Consider the following 14,782-nt stretch of genomic DNA (forward strand, 5'->3'; position numbering starts at 1 on the left):
GTTTGGCAAGGATCGGGCGGCGGACCGTTGCCGCGCAGCTTTTCATATGATTTCAATTGAAGTCCCAGACAATCCAAGACATGCAAGAAAAATGGAAAAAACAAGGCGGGAGCCGGGGATGAAGCCGCCGACGATCGTGGTGCGGCCGGCGCCGGGAAGGAACAGCCGGGCTATCGTCCGGCTCGGTGCGATCACAGTGCCCGCGGCGATCGGCCGGTCCGGGCGCACCGTGATCAAACGCGAGGGCGACGGCGCCACGCCGATCGCCTCGATGAGGCTGATATCCGGCTTCCGGCGTGGCGAGCGGAATGGCCGGCTCGTCACTCCACTTGCGCTGCGCCGCATCCGTGGCGACATGCTCTGGTGCGATCAGCCTGACAATGCCTGCTATAACCGCCTCGTCAGGGCACCGTTCGGTGCAAGCCATGAAGAGATGCGGCGCGGCGACGGGCTCTACGATATCTGCCTGGTGATGGACTGGAACATTTCCTCGCGGGTGCGTTATCGCGGCTCGGCGATCTTTTTCCATCTGATCAGGCCGGGCTACGAGCCGACGGCCGGTTGCGTGGCGGTTAGCCTCCGCGACATGCGTCGCCTTCTGCCCCACATCCGAAAGGGAACGATTGTCCGCGTCCTCTGATTGTCTTCCGGATGGCGCTGCCTATATGTTTCCGGTGACCGAGCGCTGCGGCTGAAATGCGTTGCGGGACGTCCACGCATGCGCGGGCGCAATTCATGCCTCGTCCAATTCTTCAAACTCCCGGAGATATATTGTGACCGCTCAACCCATCATCACTTTCCATGACGGACATTCCATTCCCCAGGTCGGCCTCGGTGTCTGGCAGACGCCGCAGGATATTGCCGCCCCGACGGTGCGCACCGCGATCGCCGCCGGCTATCGCCATATCGATACGGCGTCCGGCTACGACAACGAAGAGGGGGTCGGCGAAGGCATCAAGTCCTCGGGTCTCGACCGCAGGGATATCTTCGTCACCACCAAGCTGAAGAATACCGACCAGGGCTACGACAAGGCGCTACGCGCCTTCGACGGCAGCCTGAAGAAGCTCGGCACCGACTATGTCGACCTCTATCTCGTTCACTGGCCGTCGCCGCATCGCGGCCTCTACACCGAGACCTGGAAGGCCTTCGTGCGCATCCGTGAAGAGGGCCGCGCCCGCTCGATCGGCGTGTCGAATTTCACTCCGGAGCATCTGGAGCGCATCATCGGCGAAACCGGCGTCGTTCCCGTCATCAACCAGATCGAGCTGCATCCCGATTTCCAACAAAAGGCGGCGCAGGAAGCCCACAAAAAGCTGAACATAGCCACCGAATCCTGGAGCCCGCTCGGCCAGGGCAAGTTCATCGCCAATCCTGTTATCGGCGAGATCGCCGGCAAACATGGCAAGACGCCGGCCCAGGTCATCATCCGCTGGCACATCGATAGCGGCCTCGTCGTCATCCCGAAGTCGGTGACGCCGTCGCGTATCGAGGAGAATTTCCAGGTGTTCGATTTCAAGCTCGATGCCGACGACTTGGCGGCGATCGCCAGGCTCGACAGCGCCGGCGCGCGCATGGGACCGGATCCGATGACGGCAACCTTCTGACCCCTGGGATCTACAGTGCATGATGCCGAACGTGCGAGCGTGTTCGGACAATATGCTCTGATTGTTCGACCGGCGGCCGTTTGAAAGCAGGCATGCAGCCTTCTTCAATAATCGCAGTTCGAGGATCCGTGGGTCGGCGCAAAGCCGTGGTCGCAGCGATCGTTCAGGCGCTGCGGCCGTCCGACCGAGCCGGTATAATAATCGTTGAAGGCGCGCGCCGGATACCAATAGCCGTTCGCGCTCTTGATATAGCCGGACCGGGCGCTGCTATAGCCCCGATATCCGTTGAGATAGGGTATCTTGATTTGCGCGATCTGGTGCTGCAGGCCCGAAGAGGCCATGAGCGGCGGTATCGTTGGATGGATCGGCGCGGCGGCGGCGATCGGTGCCTGCGATGCAAACACGATCAGGCTGGCTTGCAGTAGACTCCGTACCCTCTTCTGCCTCATGGCCATTACCCCGATGGCGCGGTGTTCGCCGGAGCCTGAACGGTATCAGTCGCGTATCGCGCCTATATCAATGAGGCCACACGCGTTTTCCGATGTCGATTGCCCGAAAGGATGAAATTGGAAAGGCTAGGCCATGCACAAACGGGCTTGCCCGCTCTGTCATAACTGTCGGGAACCGAAGCAGCAGCGCCATGAAAAATGAAACGCCCGATGCGCTGGACGCATCGGGCGGTTTTGATTCTCTCCTGTCCGATGACAGATCAGTTCCACTCGCGGATATCGACGAAGTGCCCGGCGATCGCGGCGGCGGCGGCCATTGCCGGCGAGACGAGGTGTGTGCGGCCCTTGAAGCCCTGACGGCCTTCGAAGTTGCGGTTAGAGGTCGAAGCGCAGCGCTCGCCCGGTTTCAGGCGGTCGTCGTTCATGGCAAGACACATGGAGCAGCCCGGCTCGCGCCAGTCGAAACCGGCGGCCTTGAAGATCTTGTCGAGGCCTTCGGCTTCCGCCTGTTCCTTGACGAGGCCGGAGCCGGGAACGATCATCGCGTCGACGGTTGGAGCAACCGTCTTGCCTTCGACGACCTTGGCAACTTCGCGCAGATCCTCGATGCGGCCGTTGGTGCAGGAGCCGATGAAGACGCGGTCGAGGGTGATGTCGGTCATCTTCGTGCCCGGCTTCAGACCCATATAGTCGAGCGCGCGCCACTTGGAGGTGCGCTTGGTCTCGTCCTGGATCTCGTCGGGGTTCGGCACGATGCCCTGGACGGAGATGACGTCCTCGGGCGAGGAGCCCCAGGAGACGATCGGCGGCAGGCTGGCGGCATCGAGAACGACGACGCGGTCATAGTGAGCGCCTTCGTCGGTCTGCAGCGTCTTCCAATAGGCGATCGCCTGTTCCAGCGCCTCGCCCTTCGGCGCGCGGGGCTTGCCCTTGATATATTCGAAGGTCTTTTCGTCAGGCGCGATCAGGCCGGCGCGGGCGCCGCCTTCGATCGTCATGTTGCAGATGGTCATGCGGCCTTCCATCGACAGCGAGCGGATCGCTTCGCCGGCAAATTCGATGACATGGCCGGTGCCGCCGGCGGTGCCGATTTCGCCGATGATGGCGAGGATGATGTCCTTGGCGGTGACGTGCGGCGGAAGCAGGCCGTCGACACGCACCAGCATGTTCTTCGCCTTCTTCTGGATCAGCGTCTGGGTCGCCAGAACATGCTCGACCTCGGAGGTGCCGATGCCATGCGCCAGCGCGCCGAAGGCGCCGTGCGTCGAGGTGTGGCTGTCACCGCAGACGATAGTCATGCCGGGCAGGGTGAAGCCCTGTTCCGGACCGACGATGTGGACGATTCCCTGGCGCTTGTCGCTTGCCGAATAATATTCGACGCCGAATTCGGCGGCGTTGGTGGCGAGCGCTTCCACCTGGATGCGGCTTTCCTCGTTCTTGATGCCGAGATGGCGATCGGGCGAGGTCGGAACGTTATGGTCGACGACGGCCAGCGTCTTTTCCGGGGCGCGAACCTTGCGGCCGGTCATGCGCAGACCTTCGAACGCCTGCGGCGAGGTGACTTCGTGGACCAGATGGCGGTCGATGTAGAGAAGACAGGTGCCGTCTGCCTGTTCGTCGACCAAATGATCGTCCCAGATCTTGTCGTAGAGGGTACGCGGTGCGCTCATGGCGTTAAGTCCGTTTTTGGATGCTTTTGGAAAATCGAGAAAAAGCGGATCAAGCTCCGCCGGCCGTCATTCGATCAACGAAGTCGGCTGTTGAGCGCACCGGACACGCAGGCAAAGAACCGCGCCGGCAGGCGATAATGATCCTGCAGCACGAAAATATGCGCGCCAATGCATCTGAACTTGGATTCCATCGCCTGCATATAACGATTTTTCGCTGCGGCTTCAATTTGAATCATTAGAGGCCCTCTGCGGCCTGGCGGCTACTGGCGCATTTACCGCGACTTCATCCACTTCTCCGTCCTCCGTAGCGCCAGCGACAGGCCGATTGTCAGGATCAGGTAGATATAGGTGACGATCGAATAGGTCTCGAAGAAGCGAAAGGAGCCGGCGGCATAGACCTTTCCCATCTGGGTGATGTCGGCGACGCCGAGCACGGAGACGAGCGAGCTATCCTTGACCATCGAGACGAAGTCGTTGGAAAGCGGCGGGAAGATTACCCGGATCGCTTGCGGGAAGACGACGGAGCGGAAGCGCCGGTAGCGGGAGAGGCCGAGTGCCTTGGCCGCCTCGATCTGACCGAGATCGACCGACTGGAATCCGGCCCGGAAGATTTCGGCGATGAAGGAGGAGTAACCGATCGTCAGCGCAATGATCGCCCGCCACATCAACGAGAGATCGCGCACCAGAATGGGCTCGGCCATGCCTGCGGTCACCAGCGGCGAAATCAGGAAATTATAGGCCCCGACCAGCGCCGGCGCGCCGACGAAGGCGACGTAGAACAACAGCACGAGGATCGGGATGCCGCGGATGATCTCGATGTAGAAACGCGCGATCTGGCGCAGTACCTGGCTGTCGGCCATGCCGAGCAGGCAGATGCCGAGACCGAGCACGGTGGCGAGCACGAAGGCGACCAGCGTGACGAAGACGGTGATGCCGACACCGTTGACGACGGTGCGGAAAACCTGAGCGTAGATACCGTTGGTGACAATGACGGCGGCAAGGACGATGCCGATCGCGACGAGCGTGACCAGCCACCAGGGATAGTCGTCCTTGACGTGTCTGTCGGGAGATGGTCGCAGGGCCATCAATAATTGCTCGGCGTCATTCGCCCATCTTGTAGTCGAGGAACCACTTTTTGTTCAGCGCATCCAGCGCGCCGTCGGCCTTAAGAGCAGCGATGGCTGCGTTCACCGGGGCGACGAGATCGGAGCCCTTCGGGAAGATGAAGCCGAAATCCTCGGTGCCGAGCGGCCCACCGATCAGCTTTAGGGCGCCGTTCGAGGCGTCGACATAACCCTTGCCGGCGGTGCCGTCGGTCAGCACGACATCGACGTCGCCGGCCTTCAGCGCCTGAACGGTGGCGCCGAAGGTTTCGAAGAGCTTGATGCGCGGGTTCTGTTCGTTGCCATCGAGCACTTCATAGACAGCGGTATAGAAAGGTGTGGTGCCGGGCTGGGCGCCGACCAGGCCATCCTTGAGTTCGGCGAAGGACTTGCCGTCGGTGAAGCGCTTCTCGTCGCCGCGCACCAGCATGAACTGCTGCGAACGCATGTAGGGATCGGAGAAATCCACCTTCTGCTTGCGGTCATCCTTGATGGTGATGCCGGTCATGCCGATGTTGTACTGGCCGTCGGAAACCGCCTGGATCATCGCATCCCAGCTGGTGTTCTGGTATTCGACCTTGAAATTCAGCCGCTTGGCGATCTCGTTCATTGCATCATATTCCCAGCCGATCGCCTTGCCGGATTTGGGATCGATGAACTGCAGCGGCGGATAGGCATTCTCGGTGACGACGACGACGCTCTTGCCGCCGAGATCCGGCAGCTCGGCGGCCGATGCGGCAAGCGGCAGAAGAGCAAGGGCGGCAAAGCCGGCAAGAACGGTGCGGCGAAACAACATTGGACGGTTCCCTCAATTGAACGGCAAAAACTGTCACGGAAGATAGGCCTGAGGCAAGGCCGGCAGCTGCGTGCCGAAGCAAAAAACAGAAAAGGCGACCCGAAGGCCGCCTTTCCAGGAATAGAATTTTGCGCAGATCTTATTCTGCTGCCGGTTCAGCTGCGGCGGCAGCGGCGGCTGCTTCAGCAGCGGCCTTGGCTTCGGCAGCTTCTGCTGCTGCCTTCTCGGCGGCGAGCGCCTGGGCTGCTGCAACCTTTTCAGCTTCGATGCGTGCCTTTTCCTCGGCCATGGCGGCGCGCTCGGCGTCGTTGAGCTTGCGGGCGCGGACGCCGGTGTCTTCAACGATACGAGCGGACTTGCCGCGACGGTCGCGGAGGTAATACAGCTTGGCGCGACGTACCTTACCGCGGCGAACGACGTCGACGCTTTCGATCATCGGCGAGTAAACCGGGAATACGCGCTCGACGCCTTCGCCGTAGGAGATCTTGCGGACCGTGAAGTTTTCCTGCAGGCCGCCGCCGGAGCGGGCGATGCAGACGCCTTCATAGGCCTGAACGCGGGTACGGGTGCCTTCCGTGACCTTCACGTTGACGCGGACGGTGTCGCCCGGGGAAAATTCGGGAAGCGTGCGCTTGGCTTCGATCTTGGCGGCCTGTTCGGCCTCAAGCTGCTGAATGATGTTCATCGTCTTAACCTTTGGTTCTTCTGAAACAGCCAGAGCGCTCGACACTGATCCTTTGGAACTGGCCTCAGGACTTTGCCCTTCAGGGCGGGAGCGGGTTCGCCATTCTTTGTTTGCTGGCAGACGGGGCTAACCCCATTTCCGCGTGCGCCAATACACGAAAGGCCGGGGCTTGTCATCCCTCGCACTACGTTTTTGTGAAGGGGAAGCCTGAATCAGCCGCTTTTCTCGGTTTTCGCCCCTTCGAAGAGGTCCGGCCGCCGCTCGCGCGTCAGCCGCACCGCCTCTTCGTGCCGCCATTTCTCGATGGCGCCGTGATTGCCCGAGGTCAGGATCGACGGGATTTCCCGGCCTTCCCACGCCTGCGGCCGGGTATAATGGGGATGTTCCAGCAGGCCGCCTTCAAAGCTCTCGTGCAGGCCGGAAAGATCGTTGCCCATGACTCCGGGCAGGATGCGGATGATGGCGTCGAGCAGGATCAGCGCCGCCGGCTCGCCGCCAGACAGCACGTAGTCGCCGATTGAGACCTCTTCCAGTCCGCGCGCCTCGATCACCCGCTGATCGACGCCCTCGAAGCGGCCGCAGACGATGATGACGCCGTCGCCGGCCGCAAGCTCGCGCACGCGTGCCTGTGTCAGCGGCCGGCCGCGCGGGCTCATCAGCAGGCGAGGGCGGGTATCGTTTTGCGAGGTGCTGTCGATCGCTCGGGCGAGAACGTCTGATTTCAGCACCATGCCGGCGCCGCCGCCGGCCGGGGTGTCGTCGACGGTGCGGTGCTTATCGGTGGCGAAATCGCGGATCTGTACCGCGTCAAGCGCCCATTGCCCGCGCTCCATCGCCTTGCCGGCGAGCGAGAAGCCCAGATGTCCCGGAAACATTTCCGGATAAAGTGTCAGCACGCTCGCCCGGAAGGCCATCACTTGTTCTTTTTCGGCTTGTCCGCGGTGAATTTCGAAAGCTCTTCGGCATCGTCGACCAGCCCTGCCGCCAGCGGATCGATCAGCAGCGTGCCGGCTTCGAGGTCGATCTCCAGCACCGAGGCTTCGGAGAAGGGGATCAGCACCGGGCGCTTGCCCGGACCCTTGAGCTCCAAGAGATCGCCGGCGCCGAAATCGAAGACACCGGTGACCGTGCCATAACTCACGCCTTGGTCATCCCGCGCTTCGAGACCCTCGAGATCGGCGTAGTAGAACTCGTCGTCCTCCAACTCCTCGTCGGGCAGGTTGTCACGCTCGATATAGAGTTCCAGGCCGTTGAGCGCCTCGGCGGCATTGCGGTCGTTGACGCCGCGGAAACGGACGACGACGACATTCTTCGTCTCGCGGATTTCGAGCACTTCGAAGCTGCGGCCGTCCATGCTGTGCAGGTGGCCGTAGTCGCCAAGGGCGCTCGGATCGGCCGTGTAGGCCTTGGCGCGCACCTCTCCACGGAGGCCTTGCGCGCCGCCGATCGTCGCCATCAGAACGGGGTTTTCAAGCTTTGTCATGGGTTCCTTCATGTGAAGCCGAAAGACAGGTTTCTCATAAACGAAGTGCGCAGGATTGGAAACGAAAACGGGCGGCATGTCGCCATGCCGCCCGTTCGATAAGGGACTATCCCGATTATTCCGCGGCGTCGGCAGCAGCAGCGGCGGCGTCAGCAACCTTCTGAGCCTTTTCCGCAGCGCGTTCCTGGGCGCGCTTGCCGGGCTTTGCCTTCTCCGGGTTGTTCTTGACTTCGCGCTTGGCAACGCCGGCCTCATCAAGGAAGCGCAGAACGCGGTCGGTCGGCTGGGCGCCGTTTTCGATCCAGTGCTTGATGCGCTCGGCGTTCAGCTGAACGCGCTTCTCGTCGTCCTTGGCGAGCATCGGGTTCCAGGAACCGAGGTTCTCGAGGAAGCGGCCGTCACGCGGGCTGCGCGCATCGGCGAGAACGACGTGGTAATACGGACGCTTCTTGGAGCCACCGCGGGCGAGACGAATTTTCAGTGCCATGTTCTTTACTCCTTAGGCTTTTCTTGACCGCTTCGTAAGCGGTGTGGTTATCGGGCTGCGGCGCTCTGTTCAGCGTGATCCGCAGCGATCTGCTCATGATGCCGGATGACTTCCTTGATGACGAAGTTCAGGAACTTCTCGGCGAAATCCGGGTCCAGATTGGCGGCTTTCGCCAGCTGGCGAAGGCGTTCGATCTGGTATTCCTCGCGCGCCGGGTCGGCCGGCGGCAAATTGTATTTGGCCTTCAGCACGCCGACCTCTTTGGTGCAGCGGAAGCGTTCGGCCAGCATGTGCACGAGAGCGGCGTCGATATTGTCGATCGACTGACGATAGCTCGCGAGCTGGGCTTTGACGTTTGGATCAATCATGGGGCAAGCGATCCTCTCACTTCTTCTTCGGCAATCCGGGCAATCCCGGGAAACCACCACCGAGGCCCGGCAGCTTGGCGCCGCCGAGGCCCGGCAAACCACCCGACAGACCGCCGAGACCGGGCATACCCCCACCCGGTTTTCCAAGCCCCGCCGCTTCGGCCTGCTTCTGCAGGGCCTCGAGCTGGCGGGGATCGATATTCGAGAGATCGGGCATGCCTCCCATACCGCCGCCAAGTCCCATCTTGCCGGCAAGGCCGCCCATCATCTGCTTCATCATGCCGCCTTTGCCCTTGCCGCCCATCATCTTCATCATGTCGGCCATCTGGCGGTGCATCTTCAGAAGCTTGTTGATGGCGGCGGCATCGGTGCCGGAGCCGGCGGCGATGCGCTTCTTGCGCGAATGCTTGAGCAGGTCGGGATTGGCACGCTCGGCCCTCGTCATCGATTGGATGATGGCGATCTGGCGGCCGAAAAGCTTGTCGTCGAGGCCGGCTGCGGCCATCTTGTCCTTCATGCCGGCCATGCCGGGCATCATGCCCATGATGCCGCCCATGCCGCCCATCTTCTGCATCTGGCGCAGCTGATCGGCAAGGTCGTCGAGATCGAACTTGCCCTTGGCCATCTTGGCGGCCATGGCGGCCGCCTTCTCGGCGTCGATATTCTCCGCGGCACGTTCGACGAGCGAGACGATATCGCCCATGCCGAGAATGCGGTCGGCGATGCGGCGAGGATGGAACTCCTCGAGCTCGCTCATCTTCTCGCCGACACCGATCAGCTTGATCGGCTTGCCGGTGACGGCGCGCATCGAAAGGGCCGCACCGCCACGGCCGTCGCCGTCCATGCGGGTCAGAACCAGACCGGTGATGCCGACGCGTTCGTCGAAGTTGCGGGCGAGATTGACGGCATCCTGACCGGTCAGTGAGTCGGCGACCAGCAGGATTTCATGCGGGTTCGAGCGCTTCTTGATATCGGCCATCTCGACCATCAAGGGCTCGTCGATATGAGTGCGGCCGGCGGTATCGAGGATGACGACGTCATGGCCGCCGAGCTTCGCAGCCTGCACGGCGCGGGCGGCGATGTCGGTTGGCGACTGGCCCGCGATGATCGGCAGCGTATCGATACTGGCCTGGGCGCCGAGCTGGCGTAGCTGCTCCTGGGCGGCCGGACGGCGCGTGTCGAGCGACGCCATCAGCACTTTCTTCTTGTCGCGCGTCGACAGGCGATGGGCGATCTTGGCCGACGTCGTCGTCTTGCCGGAGCCCTGCAGGCCGACCATCATGACGACCACGGGAGCGGCCGCATGCAGGTCGATGCCCACGCCTTCGCCGCCCAGCATCTCGATCAGTTCGTCATGGACGATCTTGACGACCATCTGGCCCGGCTTGATCGACTTCAGGATCTCGGCGCCGACGGCCTTCTCACGCACGCGGTCGGTGAAGGAACGCACGACGTCGAGCGCGACGTCGGCCTCCAGCAGCGCACGGCGAACCTCGCGCAGCGCTGCGGAAACATCGGCTTCCGAAAGCGCGCCACGGCCTGTCAGTCCATTCAGAATGGATCCAAGACGGTCCTGGAGGTTTTCAAACATCGGCTCTTCCTTGATACGTTTCGGGCGGGTTGGATGCCCGGAAACGTCGTGCTTTTCCGTGACGAAAACAAGACGCAAAGCCAAAAAGCACCCGAGGGCGCATCGCGCTGTCGGGTGTTGACCTCCGGGATCTCGAAGTCCCGGTCGGCGGCTCGGAGTCTTGCGGCTCGTCGCGGATTGGGCGCGATAAACAGGAAAGTGGCGGGAAAGTCAAGGCGGACGCATGGAATGACTACATGGCGGACGGTCCGGAAGCCTGTGTGACGCGCATCGCCAGTCAAAATTCCGGCTGGCGGCCTGAATTCGCTGGAGGAGCCAGTTGCAAAATATTCCACTTATGATTCTACTTTCTACTTAAGTGCATCCTGTGAAATGATTCGTAAATATCCTTGATGCCGGATGATCCGGCGGAGATATCGAATGATAAGTCATGATATTGAGAGCTGGGCACTGGCACGGGCCCACCATATTGTCCTGAACGAAGGCCTTAGTCTTGCCAAGGCGGCACAGGATCTTGATCGCAAACGGTCCCGCTCGCTGGTCTACGAGCTGAGAAAGGTCATCACCGCCGCCATCGTCGAGGCGCATGCGGCGTCTTTCGCTTCCGACGGCGCTGAGCGGTAAAGCCGGACCGGCTCGAAGCAAGCGTCTGCCCGGCACCCACTGGTAATTCCTTCGCGTTTCCGCCATATACAGCGGAAAGACGGACGGAATGATATCATGAGCGCAACGGTCGAATTCGCAAGGATGAATGGGCTTGGCAACAAGATCCTGGTCGTCGATATGCGCGGCCGGCCTGATAAGGTGACGCCCGCGGCGGCAATCGCGCTCAATGCCGATCCGCAGACCGAGTTCGATCAGATCATGGCGATCCACGATCCGAAGGCCGATGGTACCGATGCCTTCATCGATATCCTGAATTCCGACGGCTCGAAGGCGCAGGCTTGTGGCAACGGCACGCGCTGCGTCGTGCAGGCCCTTGCCGCCGAGACCGGCCGCAAGGCTTTTACCTTCCAGACGGTCGCCGGCATCCTCAACGCTGTCGAGCATGAAGACGGGACGATATCCGTCGATATGGGCCGACCGGTCTTCGACTGGGACAAGATCCCGCTGGTGGAAGAATTTCACGACACCAGCCGCATCGAACTGCAGATCGGCCCGATCGACAATCCGGTGCTGCATTCGCCCTCGGCAATGTCGATGGGCAATCCGCATGCGATCTTCTGGGTGGACCGGGATGTGATGTCTTACGATCTCGCCCGCTTCGGCCCGCTGCTCGAAAACCATCCGATGTTTCCCGAGCGCGCCAATATCACCCTGGCGCAGGTGACCTCGCCGACATCGATGACGACGCGCACCTGGGAGCGCGGCGCCGGACTGACGCTTGCCTGCGGCTCGGCTGCCTGTTCTGCCGCGGTCAGTGCTGCACGCACCGGCCGCACCGGCAGGATGGTGACGATCAATGTGGCGAGCGCCAAGCCGCCGGCGACACTTTCGATCGAATGGCGCGAGCGTGACGATCACGTTATCATGACCGGCCCGGCCGAATGGGAATGGTCGGGCAGGCTCGATCCGTCGACCGGTCTCTGGTCGCGCGATGGTACCCAAGAGGCGGGGGCGCGGTGAGCGGCGTCGAGGTCATTACCTTCGGCTGCCGCCTCAACACATATGAATCCGAAGTGATGAAGGCGCAGGCTGAAAAGGCCGGGCTCAACAATGCCATCCTGGTCAATACCTGTGCGGTGACCGGCGAGGCCGTGCGTCAGGCCCGCCAGGCAATCCGGCGGGCACGGCGCGATAATCCGCATGCCCGCATCATCGTCACCGGTTGTGCCGCGCAGACGGAAAAACAGACCTTCGCGGCGATGGCGGAGGTCGACGCGGTGCTCGGCAACGAGGAGAAGCTTTCGAGCGCCTCCTATCGCAGCCTGCCGGATTTCGGCGTTTCGGCCGAAGAGAAGCTCCGCGTCAACGACATTATGAGCGTCAAGGCGACGGCGCCGCAGATGGTCCGGCACATCGACGGCCATGTGCGCGCCTTCATCCAGGTACAGAACGGCTGTGATCATCGCTGCACTTTCTGCATCATCCCCTATGGCCGCGGCAATTCCCGCTCCGTCCCGATGGGAGCGGTCGTCGACCAGGCGCGCAAACTCGTCGACAGCGGCTATCGAGAAATCGTGCTGACGGGCGTCGACGCCACCAGCTATGGCGGCGATCTGCCGGGCGCGCCGACGCTCGGGCTTCTGGCGAAGACGCTCCTGAAGCAGCTCCCCGATATCCGCCGCCTCCGGCTTTCCTCGATCGACAGCATCGAGGCCGATGCCCATCTGATGGATCTGATCGCCGATGAGCCGCGCTTCATGCCGCATCTGCATCTGTCGCTGCAGCATGGCGACGACATGATCCTGAAACGCATGAAGCGCCGGCATTCGCGCGCCGATGCGCTGCATTTCATCGAGGATGCACGCCGGCTTCGCCCGGAGATGAGCTTCGGCGCCGATATGATCGCCGGTTTTCCCACCGAAACCGAAGAGATGTTCGACAATGCCGTCCGGCTCGCCGAACAGGCTGGCATCGCGCATCTGCACGTCTTTCCCTATAGCCCGCGTCCGGGCACGCCCGCTGCCCGCATGCCGCAGCTCGACCGGTCGCTGGTCAAGGATCGCGCGGCAAGGCTGCGCGCCACTGGCCATAGGCTGCATCAATCCCATCTCGACGGCATGATCGGCACCCGGCAATGGCTGCTTGTTGAAAACAACGGCCTGGCGCATACGGAAAACTTCACGCTGGCCGCAGCCCCCGGCCTTTGTCCCGGCGAACTTGTGCCGGCCACGATCACCGGCCACAATGGCAAGCATCTCGACATGCAATTGACTGCCGCAGCCGCGGCCTGACTTTCACGGAATCCCCATGGCGCTCAGTTTCATCAAAAAGGTCTTCACCTTCGGCAAGCCGGCCGAACAGCCTGTGCCTGTGGCCGTGGAAAAGGAGCTGGAGCCACGCTCGCGCGATGAAGATCTGCCGGTCGCCGACGATCCTGTTCTTCCCGAGGAAATGGAGACGGCCGGCGGCCCTGCGGCTGATATTGACGAGGACGACCTTGAGGAGGTTGTCGAAGCAGAGGATGTGGAATCACAGGTTCTGCCAGCTGCGGACCAGTTGAGCGAAATGGGCATCGTGCCACTTTCATTGCTGGAGGCCGAGGCTGTCGCGGAAGTGCAGGCCGAAATCCAGACGCCCGTTGAAACGGTTGCGGAAATATCCCCCTCTGTCCCTCCGGGACATCTCCCCCGGGGAGATCGTTCGGAGCTCGAGGCGCCGGCTTCGATCGAGGAGACCGCGGAAGCCGCAGACGCACTTCCGGGAGAGATTTCGCCTGAGCTTGATGTGGAGCACGAGATCGCCGTTCAGCTGATCTCCCCCCCTGTGGGGGAGATGCCCGGCAGGGCAGAGGGGGGTATCACACCCGCCGAGCCTGCCGAGACGACCGCGGAACGGCCGAAACCTGAATCTCCCATCCTCCCCAAAGGCTTCGCCACCGGCCCTGCGATCGTCGAAGCGCAGCCCATTGTCCCGCAGCCGAGGCTCAGCTGGTTCCAGCGCCTGCGCAATGGTCTCGCGCGCACTTCCTCGCAGCTGACCGGCCAGATCACCGCGCTCTTCACCAAGCGCAAGCTCGATGACGAGACGCTGCAGGAGCTCGAAGACCTGCTGATCCAGGCCGATCTTGGGGTTGAGACTGCGTTGCGCGTCACCGATACGCTCGCTTCCGAGCGCTACGGCAAGGATGTCACCGGCGAGGATGTCAGCCGGATCATGGCGTCCGAAATCGCCAAGGTTTTGAAGCCCGTCGCCAAGCCGCTGCAACTCGACCTCTCGCACAAACCGCATGTCATCCTCGTCGTCGGCGTCAACGGCACCGGCAAGACGACGACGATCGGCAAGCTGGCGGCCAAGCTTTCCGGCGCCGGGCTGAAGGTAATGCTGGCCGCCGGCGATACGTTCCGCGCCGCGGCGATCGAGCAGCTGAAAATCTGGGCCGAGCGGACCAATTCCGAATTCATCGGCACCAAGCTCGGCGCCGATGCCGCCGGCCTTGCCTATGATGCCTTCGAACAGGCGAAGGCCCGCAAATGCGACGTGCTGATCGTCGATACCGCCGGACGCCTGCAGAACAAGGCCGAGCTGATGGCTGAGCTCGAAAAGATCGTGCGCGTGCTCGGCAAGCTCGATCCCGATGCGCCGCATACCGTGCTGCAGACGCTCGACGCGACGACGGGACAGAATGCACTGAGCCAGGTCGAGATCTTCCGCAATGTCGCCGGTGTCAACGGCCTGATCATGACCAAGCTCGACGGCACGGCACGCGGCGGCATCCTCGTCGCCATTTCCGCCAAGCACAGACTGCCGGTCTATTTCATCGGTGTCGGCGAGGGGGTCGACGATCTCGAGCCGTTCGAGGCCGAGGATTTTGCGCACGCCATTGCCGGGCTTCCCCAATGATGCCACAGATAAGCCGCCGAAGCCTGCAAGGCGCGGCCGG

General features: G+C 62.2%; 17 protein-coding genes. 6 read left to right on the top strand and 11 right to left on the bottom strand.

Annotated features, from left to right (window positions below; translation table 11 throughout):
• The first annotated feature begins 118 nt into the window (after positions 1 to 118).
• The gene (locus FFM81_RS00830) at positions 119 to 640 is read left to right on the top strand and encodes a L,D-transpeptidase family protein (protein ID WP_097533252.1); all 522 of its coding nucleotides are present in this window, start codon (positions 119 to 121) and stop codon (positions 638 to 640) included.
• 133 nt (positions 641 to 773) lie between these two features.
• Positions 774 to 1,604 carry an aldo/keto reductase gene (locus FFM81_RS00835; protein WP_138385259.1) on the top strand — a complete coding sequence of 277 codons (831 nt, stop codon included), beginning with the start codon at positions 774 to 776 and terminating at the stop codon, positions 1,602 to 1,604.
• A 104-nt stretch (positions 1,605 to 1,708) separates the two neighbouring features.
• Here FFM81_RS00835 and FFM81_RS00840 read toward each other — a convergent pair whose 3' ends face one another.
• The 11 genes from FFM81_RS00840 to ffh all read right to left on the bottom strand — a co-directional run bounded on the left by FFM81_RS00840 (position 1,709) and on the right by ffh (position 10,236).
• The gene (locus FFM81_RS00840; protein WP_128398602.1) at positions 1,709 to 2,053 is read right to left on the bottom strand and encodes a cell surface protein; all 345 of its coding nucleotides are present in this window, start codon (positions 2,051 to 2,053) and stop codon (positions 1,709 to 1,711) included.
• A 260-nt stretch (positions 2,054 to 2,313) separates the two neighbouring features.
• Positions 2,314 to 3,723, bottom strand: coding sequence for a 3-isopropylmalate dehydratase large subunit (leuC, locus tag FFM81_RS00845; protein ID WP_025417294.1), 1,410 nt, complete (start codon positions 3,721 to 3,723; stop codon positions 2,314 to 2,316).
• Positions 3,724 to 3,797: 74 nt separating this feature from the next.
• On the bottom strand, positions 3,798 to 3,959 hold the full coding sequence (locus tag FFM81_RS00850; RefSeq protein ID WP_003567430.1) for a hypothetical protein: 162 nt from the start codon (positions 3,957 to 3,959) through the stop codon (positions 3,798 to 3,800).
• A gap of 36 nt (positions 3,960 to 3,995) precedes the next feature.
• Entirely contained in the window at positions 3,996 to 4,808 is an 813-nt protein-coding gene (locus tag FFM81_RS00855) for an amino acid ABC transporter permease (RefSeq protein ID WP_138385258.1), read from the bottom strand.
• Between the two features lie 16 nt (positions 4,809 to 4,824).
• On the bottom strand, positions 4,825 to 5,622 hold the full coding sequence (locus FFM81_RS00860) for a transporter substrate-binding domain-containing protein (protein ID WP_138385257.1): 798 nt from the start codon (positions 5,620 to 5,622) through the stop codon (positions 4,825 to 4,827).
• Between the two features lie 139 nt (positions 5,623 to 5,761).
• Positions 5,762 to 6,307: a 50S ribosomal protein L19 gene (rplS, locus tag FFM81_RS00865; RefSeq protein ID WP_003567425.1), complete on the bottom strand. Its 546-nt coding sequence runs from the start codon at positions 6,305 to 6,307 to the stop codon at positions 5,762 to 5,764.
• Positions 6,308 to 6,519: 212 nt separating this feature from the next.
• On the bottom strand, positions 6,520 to 7,221 hold the full coding sequence (trmD, locus tag FFM81_RS00870; protein ID WP_003567421.1) for a tRNA (guanosine(37)-N1)-methyltransferase TrmD: 702 nt from the start codon (positions 7,219 to 7,221) through the stop codon (positions 6,520 to 6,522).
• A complete protein-coding gene (gene rimM, locus FFM81_RS00875) occupies positions 7,221 to 7,790 on the bottom strand; it encodes a ribosome maturation factor RimM (protein WP_037091904.1) in 570 nt (189 codons plus the stop codon). Before rimM ends, trmD begins: the two co-directional genes overlap by 1 nt.
• 115 nt (positions 7,791 to 7,905) lie before the next feature.
• On the bottom strand, positions 7,906 to 8,277 hold the full coding sequence (rpsP, locus tag FFM81_RS00880) for a 30S ribosomal protein S16 (RefSeq protein ID WP_003567417.1): 372 nt from the start codon (positions 8,275 to 8,277) through the stop codon (positions 7,906 to 7,908).
• A 47-nt stretch (positions 8,278 to 8,324) separates the two neighbouring features.
• A complete protein-coding gene (locus FFM81_RS00885; RefSeq protein ID WP_003543666.1) occupies positions 8,325 to 8,645 on the bottom strand; it encodes a chorismate mutase in 321 nt (106 codons plus the stop codon).
• A 16-nt stretch (positions 8,646 to 8,661) separates the two neighbouring features.
• On the bottom strand, positions 8,662 to 10,236 hold the full coding sequence (gene ffh, locus FFM81_RS00890) for a signal recognition particle protein (protein ID WP_138385256.1): 1,575 nt from the start codon (positions 10,234 to 10,236) through the stop codon (positions 8,662 to 8,664).
• A gap of 399 nt (positions 10,237 to 10,635) precedes the next feature.
• On the opposite strand from ffh, the gene FFM81_RS00895 reads away from it, so the two are divergent.
• The 4 genes from FFM81_RS00895 (at position 10,636) to ftsY (ending at position 14,742) form a co-directional block, all read left to right on the top strand.
• Complete coding sequence (locus tag FFM81_RS00895) at positions 10,636 to 10,860, top strand: hypothetical protein (protein WP_025417289.1); 225 nt, start codon at positions 10,636 to 10,638, stop codon at positions 10,858 to 10,860.
• Between the two features lie 96 nt (positions 10,861 to 10,956).
• Positions 10,957 to 11,862: a diaminopimelate epimerase gene (gene dapF / locus FFM81_RS00900; protein ID WP_003567410.1), complete on the top strand. Its 906-nt coding sequence runs from the start codon at positions 10,957 to 10,959 to the stop codon at positions 11,860 to 11,862.
• Positions 11,859 to 13,133: a tRNA (N(6)-L-threonylcarbamoyladenosine(37)-C(2))-methylthiotransferase MtaB gene (gene mtaB, locus FFM81_RS00905; protein WP_003567409.1), complete on the top strand. Its 1,275-nt coding sequence runs from the start codon at positions 11,859 to 11,861 to the stop codon at positions 13,131 to 13,133. The genes dapF and mtaB overlap by 4 nt, the downstream gene beginning before the upstream one ends.
• A gap of 16 nt (positions 13,134 to 13,149) precedes the next feature.
• Positions 13,150 to 14,742: a signal recognition particle-docking protein FtsY gene (gene ftsY / locus FFM81_RS00910; protein WP_003567407.1), complete on the top strand. Its 1,593-nt coding sequence runs from the start codon at positions 13,150 to 13,152 to the stop codon at positions 14,740 to 14,742.
• Positions 14,743 to 14,782: the final 40 nt, after the last annotated feature.

This window comes from Rhizobium hidalgonense (assembly GCF_005862185.2).
In the GTDB taxonomy this organism is placed as follows: Bacteria; Pseudomonadota; Alphaproteobacteria; order Rhizobiales; family Rhizobiaceae; genus Rhizobium; species Rhizobium hidalgonense.

Excerpts from the sequence above, each read along its gene's own strand:
- rpsP (WP_003567417.1), bottom strand. The coding sequence starts at position 8,277 with ATGGCACTGAAAATTCGTCTCGCCCGCGGTGGCTCCAAGAAGCGTCCG.
- FFM81_RS00895 (WP_025417289.1), top strand. The coding sequence starts at position 10,636 with ATGATCCGGCGGAGATATCGAATGATAAGTCATGATATTGAGAGCTGG.
- leuC (WP_025417294.1), bottom strand. The coding sequence starts at position 3,723 with ATGAGCGCACCGCGTACCCTCTACGACAAGATCTGGGACGATCATTTG.
- FFM81_RS00860 (WP_138385257.1), bottom strand. The coding sequence starts at position 5,622 with ATGTTGTTTCGCCGCACCGTTCTTGCCGGCTTTGCCGCCCTTGCTCTT.
- dapF (WP_003567410.1), top strand. The coding sequence starts at position 10,957 with ATGAGCGCAACGGTCGAATTCGCAAGGATGAATGGGCTTGGCAACAAG.
- rplS (WP_003567425.1), bottom strand. The coding sequence starts at position 6,307 with ATGAACATCATTCAGCAGCTTGAGGCCGAACAGGCCGCCAAGATCGAA.
- ftsY (WP_003567407.1), top strand. The coding sequence starts at position 13,150 with ATGGCGCTCAGTTTCATCAAAAAGGTCTTCACCTTCGGCAAGCCGGCC.
- ffh (WP_138385256.1), bottom strand. The coding sequence starts at position 10,236 with ATGTTTGAAAACCTCCAGGACCGTCTTGGATCCATTCTGAATGGACTG.
- FFM81_RS00855 (WP_138385258.1), bottom strand. The coding sequence starts at position 4,808 with ATGGCCCTGCGACCATCTCCCGACAGACACGTCAAGGACGACTATCCC.
- trmD (WP_003567421.1), bottom strand. The coding sequence starts at position 7,221 with ATGGCCTTCCGGGCGAGCGTGCTGACACTTTATCCGGAAATGTTTCCG.
- FFM81_RS00830 (WP_097533252.1), top strand. The coding sequence starts at position 119 with ATGAAGCCGCCGACGATCGTGGTGCGGCCGGCGCCGGGAAGGAACAGC.
- FFM81_RS00885 (WP_003543666.1), bottom strand. The coding sequence starts at position 8,645 with ATGATTGATCCAAACGTCAAAGCCCAGCTCGCGAGCTATCGTCAGTCG.
- FFM81_RS00850 (WP_003567430.1), bottom strand. The coding sequence starts at position 3,959 with ATGATTCAAATTGAAGCCGCAGCGAAAAATCGTTATATGCAGGCGATG.
- rimM (WP_037091904.1), bottom strand. The coding sequence starts at position 7,790 with ATGACAAAGCTTGAAAACCCCGTTCTGATGGCGACGATCGGCGGCGCG.
- FFM81_RS00840 (WP_128398602.1), bottom strand. The coding sequence starts at position 2,053 with ATGAGGCAGAAGAGGGTACGGAGTCTACTGCAAGCCAGCCTGATCGTG.